This is a genomic window from Psychrobacillus sp. 05T411, assembly GCF_056396485.1.
Map to the genome: position 1 here is coordinate 74,038 of NZ_JBFTLO010000015.1, position 6,266 is coordinate 80,303.

The following is a 6,266-nucleotide window of genomic DNA, read 5'->3' on the forward strand; positions in this document are numbered from 1 at the left end:
TAAGACTAAAGAGACTTATATATTTCTCCTATAATACCTTCGAGTTGATGAACACCCAATTCTGCATTCGTCATTATGACCGCACCCTTCTCTAAATAGGGTAACGCCACCAGCATACATTGAAAACCCACTCCCCAACCAAGTGATGTAATTTCTAGTTCTTTTTCAGAGCCTTCAAGAAACAAACCTAATCCAGTCCAACTTTTACCTTTTTGTGGGCTTATCATTTCTTTTGCTAAGCTTTTCGAAATGCCAACCTTGCTTTCACCTTTTACAGCATTCATTAACTCAAGAACCAATTCAGCTAAATTCAAAGAAGTTGTCCATAATCCAGAAGCCGCTGGATAAGGATACATGGGATATTTTCCATCTACTAATTCACCGTTTTTATTGTGACCACAAGAAAAATTTTGTCTATCAACTTCCAACATTGTTGTATTGAAATGGCTATTTGCCATTCCTAATGGTTCAAATATTTGCTCATTCATCACTTGATGAAACGGTTTGTTCGTAACATCTTCTATAAGTTGTTGAATAATACAAAAACCTGCATCCGAATAATGGAATTCACTTTCTGGTTCACACTTGACGTCAATAGGAGTTTTACAATAAAGAGTTTTCCCCTCTAATAATTCAACCATTGAAGGAACACCTATTTTCGAGTTCAGTTCAGGAAAACTACCTTCAGGGTCTTTAATTCCAGATTGATGACTTAGTAAGTTCCTCAATGTCACTTTTTTATTTTTAGTAAAATCATTTTCTGGTACTTTCCACGATCTAAGATTATCATTCACATCATCATCTAAATAAAGAAGTCCTTCCTCTACTAGCTTTATCACAAGTATTCCCGTTAAGAACTTACTAATTGAACACGCACTAAAAATAGAATCTTTATTTGTTTTTTTGTTGCTTTCCACTTCTAATAAGCCGTAATTTTCTGTTCCACTAATTTCGCCGCCCTCAAGTAATGTAATACTTAAACCTTGCACATTGTAATGTTTCATGCGTTCTTGAATGTTAATATTTTTTAATTTCAAAATTATCCCCCTTATTAGTATTATCGAATAAATTATAACACGAATGTACGTTCTTTTATATTTATTTGTAAAATAAATTTTTCTTCAACTAAAATGCAAACTTATATAAAAAACCGGTAGACAATTTTCAATTTCTAAGAAAAAACAAACCTCGTATCTTAAGCATATTTTTGCTCAAAATTCGAGGTTTTACCTGTTTATCGCTATTAATTTTAAAATTTAAGATCGATTATTCCGGAAAGCGAATCTTCAACTAATCTGCACCGTTAGCTGTATTAGTACCTTCTCTTTTACTTACACATTATAGTCGAAATGCATATTAGATATTAATCGTATTTTTTCCACCCATATGTCATACTTCAAACTTCATGTATCAAATGGAATTAGCGATAAATTATTTTCCATTTTTAATGAAACTTAAGAGGGATTTCTTAATTGAGTGTAGAAAAATATATGTGCAAATATAACACAGGAGGCTAGTATGACTAATTTAATTTCACATATCGCTACACTGGAAATACCAGTTACTAATTTAGAAGAATCTATGGAGTTTTATATCGATATCCTTGGTGCCGAAGTCCACTTTCAAGGTGAAAAAAATGCTATGCTTACTATGAAATCAAAAGGAGTTCCTACAATTTTCTTGGTTGAAACTGAAGAAATTAATGGATTATCATTCAGAAATACAAATACTAATATCGTTCATAGCATAATTGACTTTTATACTCCTGCCTTAAAAGAATTATATGAGTGGCTAGAAGGAAAACAAGTTGAAATTGGTCCTTTAAATTTACAAGGAGAATTTGGTGGTTTTGGATTTAAAGATCCTTCCGGAAATTGGTTAAGTGCATGCAATATCCTTCACCCGGAACAGTAAATTTTTTTTACTATTTAAGTTACAGGCGTAATTTTTTTGCGACTTTCTTTCTATTACACATAATGAGTCTAATGATGCGACTTAAAACTCCCATTTTCTTCTTCAACTAACCTGCGTCGTTAGTTGAAGAAGAATAATTAAAATATATTCTTACTATCTTCCCGTCCATATACAAGTTCGGAAAATTTCTTTCCACCAATCTACACTTCAACGGTATCTATTTTTCTACCACCAAGTGATTCATAAAACAGACAAGAAATATTATCTTTTAAGAAAAGAACAAACATAGAGTTTAATCCCATTCCTTTAATTTCATCTATGACTGGTTTAACAAGGGCCTTTCCAATACCTCATCAGAAACTATGTTGGCATATGTTGCTTTCCAACTGTTGACTTGTACTTTAGCTATTCCTTTCGCATCGCTTAAAATTGCTTTTCTAATTTTAATAAACCCGTTATCCATTTGTTTCACCCCTCCATAAACCACATTAACAATAAAAGCTATCTCCTGACCAGCCTTGTTCTGCTAAAGCACCTGTTAGCTTAAGTACAATGCTTCACAAAGTACTGAATTATGGTATGAATTTTCACCAGTTAAGCATATTCAGTGACTTAAAAACTCTTTTCTACATTGAAAAAAGACTTTCTAACATAAAATGTATAAATTAAAACGATTACTGACCAAATAAAATTGCCAATAAACGGTTGTTGATTATATGAGAATAATTTAATATAGCTTATTAGACCAAATCCAAATGAATATAATATCATTAACCAGAATCCCCATCTTTTTAAACGCATATAACCATAAATGATGATAAGGGAAACAACTGCCAACATAATCCTAAATGGCTGTTCTGGAAAGTTTGGTAAACCAAACCTATCTGCTATTCCAAATTCATCTGCTTCTGGATTAAAAAATATGGCTGTGAAAATCAATACAACTGCACCGAAGATGTAAAAATAACTAATAAAAGATACTCCTAAAGGTCTTTTCATTTTTTCACCCTCTTTACACAGTTTAAATTTAGTCCTTATTCCTTATCTTATTCACCCGACCTGCTCGTTAGTAAAAAGGCTCTGCTCCTTATTGAAGTAAAGCACCCGTTAGCTTAAGTACAATATTCACAACACCAACCTTTTGAAACCATTTAAGAATTCAATCGTATATAAGTTATTCTAGAATTCCGAATACTTAAAAACGTAGGGGGGATTAAATGAAAAAAATAATCTTGTTAGTTTTAACAACTTTCCTTTTGACAGCTTGTGTAAATAGTGACGATACTCTAAAGGCAAAAGTATCAGACTTTGAAGATTCAGGATTTAAAAATAATAACGGTCAGGTTATCGTTTCAGTTGAGGATGGAATAATGGTTAGTGGTACTCTTCGATTATATGAAAAGACTAAAAAAAGCAGTATAGATGAAGTTCTTGAGAAAGAAAATGCTGAATCTGACCAACTATTTAATAAAGTTTATAAAAAAGGAAAAATTGAAACAAAGGGTTCAAAATACTATGTAACTCTTGATGATAATATTTCTTTAGAGTTTGAAAAAATAGGAGAACGGATAATCAAAGATGCAAAAGGTGTAGAATACTTCACACAAGAAAATCCCTAGTAGTAACAATTGTCGAGATAAATTATTGCCACTGAAAAGCGTATTCAAATTCGAATACGCTTTTTCGGGGGAGAAAATCAACAATCGTATTAAACAGTAAATACATTTACTTCATCTTTTTTATAAGTTCTTATTGAACTAAACTGCGTCGTTAGTTCAATAAGAAAAGTGCTTTACACCTTCTTGAAGTAAAGCACCCGTTAGTTCAATAAGAATTAATGACTTCACCAAATGCTTGAAATCAAGCGAATTATCATTCTTGGTATAAACATTATAATGTTCCAGACCACTTCAAATATTATAGAACCACCAATCTCACCTAAAATTTCTTTAAAAACCCCATCCTGCTTTTCCTTTTTTTTCTTTGCCATCCTACATCTCCGAATCCCTTAATTTATACCCTCTGTAACTAAACTGCTTCTTTAGCCATAAACGTTTGCTAAAGCACTCGTTAGTTCCACAAAGAAAAGGATTAGCTACATGTGATATGACTTATTATAAGATTTGGGCATTAATAATTGACTTTAATCAAGGTCCTCGTCCTTTAATAATTCTTTCGCATTTTTTCCATTAGCAATGATTTTACCCCCAATGTTAAATTCCTTCACTTCTCCGCCTTCCAATGCGTAACTTGTAACATCATCACCGTGCGTAATAATGTCTCCATTGACGGTAAAACTTTCAATTTCCCCCCCTGATTTAATACTTACGGCGTTTGCCGCAAGTTTCATTATTACGCCTTTAACTAGGGAATTGCCAACAGACCCATATGTTACGACATTTTCTTCAATAATCATATTTCCAATGGGCTTACTGACTTGTATTCCAATGGAACCGTCGCCATAGGTTGTAATGGATTTAAATTTAATATTTTCTACTGTACCGTCATATTGATTGAACCCTCTCGCTCCTAATCCATATGTAATAATATCCTGTGCCAAGAAATCTTTTACTGTTCCAAAATTCACAAATCCAATGCCACTTGGTCCATAAGATATGATCGGACAATGGCTAACCCATTTTTCAACTTTTCCCCATGTATCCAGCACCATGTCATTCACCCCGTAAGTCACAATCTCGTCATGATGTTCAACTATTTTTGCTTCCACACCATACACAATGAATACTGCCGCGGTAATAATATTTGCTGTCCCATACGGCAGCATTCCATTTGAATAGACAGCACCTGTAGTTAGTGCTTCTAAATTAACTCTGCCACCTTCATCGCCGAATCCACAAACAAAAATACCTGAGCCAATTACAGGAGCATTTTTATCGCCTATAGAGATGTTTGTTAATTTACAATCAATTTGACTGTTAGGATCTGAATTAAAATTGTACACAGTCATTGCTCCTTGATACACATTAACGCCATACTTTTGAGGTTACTCACTATAATGCCTCGAATCGCAAGAGGTGATATGAATATTGTTTCCATAAAGGTTAATTCTGTCCGTTCCTTGCCTAGAAATAATGGAAACCTGACCTGAAATATGCAAATTTTCAAAGACAAGATTCCCCATATCTAGAATGCCACACACTGTATAAATTGCTCGGTTTGTTTGTTTTGTCATAACAGTTAGGTTTGAAATGGTATTGTTGCGAGTCACTCCAAAACCATCACTATTATTGAAGCTTACTATACATGATTCAATATTTTTTCCTGTTAATTGATAGCCTTCAGGTATAGTGATTGAATGAGAGGAAAGAATGGATCCTTGTACTTCCAAAATTTGCGGCACATTTTCAGAAATAGCATTCAATAATTCTAATAATGTAGTTATTTTTGTTTTTTTCATTTTTTATATTCACCCTTAAATTTATTCTAATTATCATAAAGTTATGATGTCCAATTTTTAGAGTGGTATCCTTTAAATAAATAATTCTCGATGTCCTATCCGATAAATTTATTTCACTAACCTGCATCTATAGTTTAAGCACAATAATTCACAAACTCCATACTATCATTACCATAAGAATTTAATTTTCCTTGATATTTTTCCTCCATTAAATGACCCGATTGTTGAATAACATGACTGAAGTTTTATATAAAACTTTATTATCTTTGCACACGTATTTTGCACAAATTTCAATCAATATACGAGGTTTCAGTGTTTATCGCTATTCATTTTATTTAAAAAAATTGGTTATTTCGGAAGTCGAATCTTCAACTAAACTGCTTCGTTAGTTCAATAAGAAAAAAAAAGAATACTTTTTTAATGTTTCAGTTCACACTAAAATCGCAAAATATTTTTTATACACTTTTAGTCTAAAATTAAAGAACAATCCAAAATTATTCTACGCAAAGATCCCGAACATGGGTCTTAGTCCAAACCTTTTCATTAATTATACATAGCCTATATTATACCTATGAAGGAATTGAAAATTATAAATACAATGCGTTTTAATGAAGGACGGCAAAAGTTCCCCGGTTTTACTAGTAAACAGGAATAGGAAATCCCCTGACGGTTCCGCCGTTAAAGCAATCTTTTTTGAATTCCCATACCAGAGAAGATAAGACGCCCCCCCAGTTGACCTTTCATTTTTCTTTCAACCTTGGATTGCGATAGGAATAACAAAAAAGTTAACTAGTAAGAACTAGTTAACTTTATAAATACGGTTCCACTCAATACCCCATTGAAGAACTTAAAGGGCCAGACTCTTCAGATAGTGGAAATCGCTTCGAAGTTTTTTAAAATAACAGGTCATTCCAAAAGGAGTTCGTCCTCGTCC

Annotated in this window: 9 protein-coding genes; 2 read left to right on the forward strand and 7 right to left on the reverse strand. The window is 32.8% G+C overall.

From position 1 onward, the window contains the following. Window positions 1-5: 5 nt before the first annotated feature. Window positions 6-1,037 (reverse strand): serine hydrolase domain-containing protein, encoded by a 1,032-nt coding sequence (locus tag AC1DFT_RS13390; protein ID WP_478159253.1) that lies wholly within the window; start codon window positions 1,035-1,037, stop codon window positions 6-8. 481 nt (window positions 1,038-1,518) lie between these two features. On the opposite strand from AC1DFT_RS13390, the gene AC1DFT_RS13395 reads away from it, so the two are divergent. Next, window positions 1,519-1,914 (forward strand): VOC family protein, encoded by a 396-nt coding sequence (locus tag AC1DFT_RS13395; protein ID WP_478159254.1) that lies wholly within the window; start codon window positions 1,519-1,521, stop codon window positions 1,912-1,914. Window positions 1,915-2,114: 200 nt separating this feature from the next. Here the strand turns inward: AC1DFT_RS13395 and AC1DFT_RS13400 are convergent, their stop codons facing one another. The 3 genes from AC1DFT_RS13400 to AC1DFT_RS13410 all read right to left on the reverse strand — a co-directional run bounded on the left by AC1DFT_RS13400 (window position 2,115) and on the right by AC1DFT_RS13410 (window position 2,913). Continuing rightward, window positions 2,115-2,216: a hypothetical protein gene (locus AC1DFT_RS13400; RefSeq protein ID WP_478159255.1), complete on the reverse strand. Its 102-nt coding sequence runs from the start codon at window positions 2,214-2,216 to the stop codon at window positions 2,115-2,117. Between the two features lie 14 nt (window positions 2,217-2,230). Continuing rightward, on the reverse strand, window positions 2,231-2,377 hold the full coding sequence (locus tag AC1DFT_RS13405) for a hypothetical protein (RefSeq protein ID WP_478159256.1): 147 nt from the start codon (window positions 2,375-2,377) through the stop codon (window positions 2,231-2,233). A 149-nt stretch (window positions 2,378-2,526) separates the two neighbouring features. Beyond that, window positions 2,527-2,913 carry a hypothetical protein gene (locus tag AC1DFT_RS13410; RefSeq protein ID WP_478159257.1) on the reverse strand — a complete coding sequence of 129 codons (387 nt, stop codon included), beginning with the start codon at window positions 2,911-2,913 and terminating at the stop codon, window positions 2,527-2,529. Window positions 2,914-3,131: 218 nt separating this feature from the next. Between AC1DFT_RS13410 and AC1DFT_RS13415 the strand changes: the two genes are divergently transcribed. Further along, the gene (locus tag AC1DFT_RS13415) at window positions 3,132-3,533 is read left to right on the forward strand and encodes a hypothetical protein (protein ID WP_478159258.1); all 402 of its coding nucleotides are present in this window, start codon (window positions 3,132-3,134) and stop codon (window positions 3,531-3,533) included. A gap of 224 nt (window positions 3,534-3,757) precedes the next feature. Here the strand turns inward: AC1DFT_RS13415 and AC1DFT_RS13420 are convergent, their stop codons facing one another. From AC1DFT_RS13420 to AC1DFT_RS13430, 3 genes are all read right to left on the reverse strand, one after another. Continuing rightward, complete coding sequence (locus AC1DFT_RS13420) at window positions 3,758-3,904, reverse strand: hypothetical protein (RefSeq protein ID WP_478159259.1); 147 nt, start codon at window positions 3,902-3,904, stop codon at window positions 3,758-3,760. A gap of 153 nt (window positions 3,905-4,057) precedes the next feature. Continuing rightward, window positions 4,058-4,876: a hypothetical protein gene (locus AC1DFT_RS13425; RefSeq protein ID WP_478159260.1), complete on the reverse strand. Its 819-nt coding sequence runs from the start codon at window positions 4,874-4,876 to the stop codon at window positions 4,058-4,060. A 42-nt stretch (window positions 4,877-4,918) separates the two neighbouring features. Then, on the reverse strand, window positions 4,919-5,332 hold the full coding sequence (locus AC1DFT_RS13430) for a hypothetical protein (protein WP_478159261.1): 414 nt from the start codon (window positions 5,330-5,332) through the stop codon (window positions 4,919-4,921). Window positions 5,333-6,266 lie beyond the last annotated feature (934 nt).

Coding starts and splice junctions, on each gene's coding strand:
- AC1DFT_RS13395 (WP_478159254.1), top strand. CDS start 1,519: ATGACTAATTTAATTTCACATATCGCTACACTGGAAATACCAGTTACT.
- AC1DFT_RS13400 (WP_478159255.1), bottom strand. CDS start 2,216: ATGGGATTAAACTCTATGTTTGTTCTTTTCTTAAAAGATAATATTTCT.
- AC1DFT_RS13405 (WP_478159256.1), bottom strand. CDS start 2,377: ATGGATAACGGGTTTATTAAAATTAGAAAAGCAATTTTAAGCGATGCG.
- AC1DFT_RS13410 (WP_478159257.1), bottom strand. CDS start 2,913: ATGAAAAGACCTTTAGGAGTATCTTTTATTAGTTATTTTTACATCTTC.
- AC1DFT_RS13415 (WP_478159258.1), top strand. CDS start 3,132: ATGAAAAAAATAATCTTGTTAGTTTTAACAACTTTCCTTTTGACAGCT.
- AC1DFT_RS13420 (WP_478159259.1), bottom strand. CDS start 3,904: ATGGCAAAGAAAAAAAAGGAAAAGCAGGATGGGGTTTTTAAAGAAATT.
- AC1DFT_RS13430 (WP_478159261.1), bottom strand. CDS start 5,332: ATGAAAAAAACAAAAATAACTACATTATTAGAATTATTGAATGCTATT.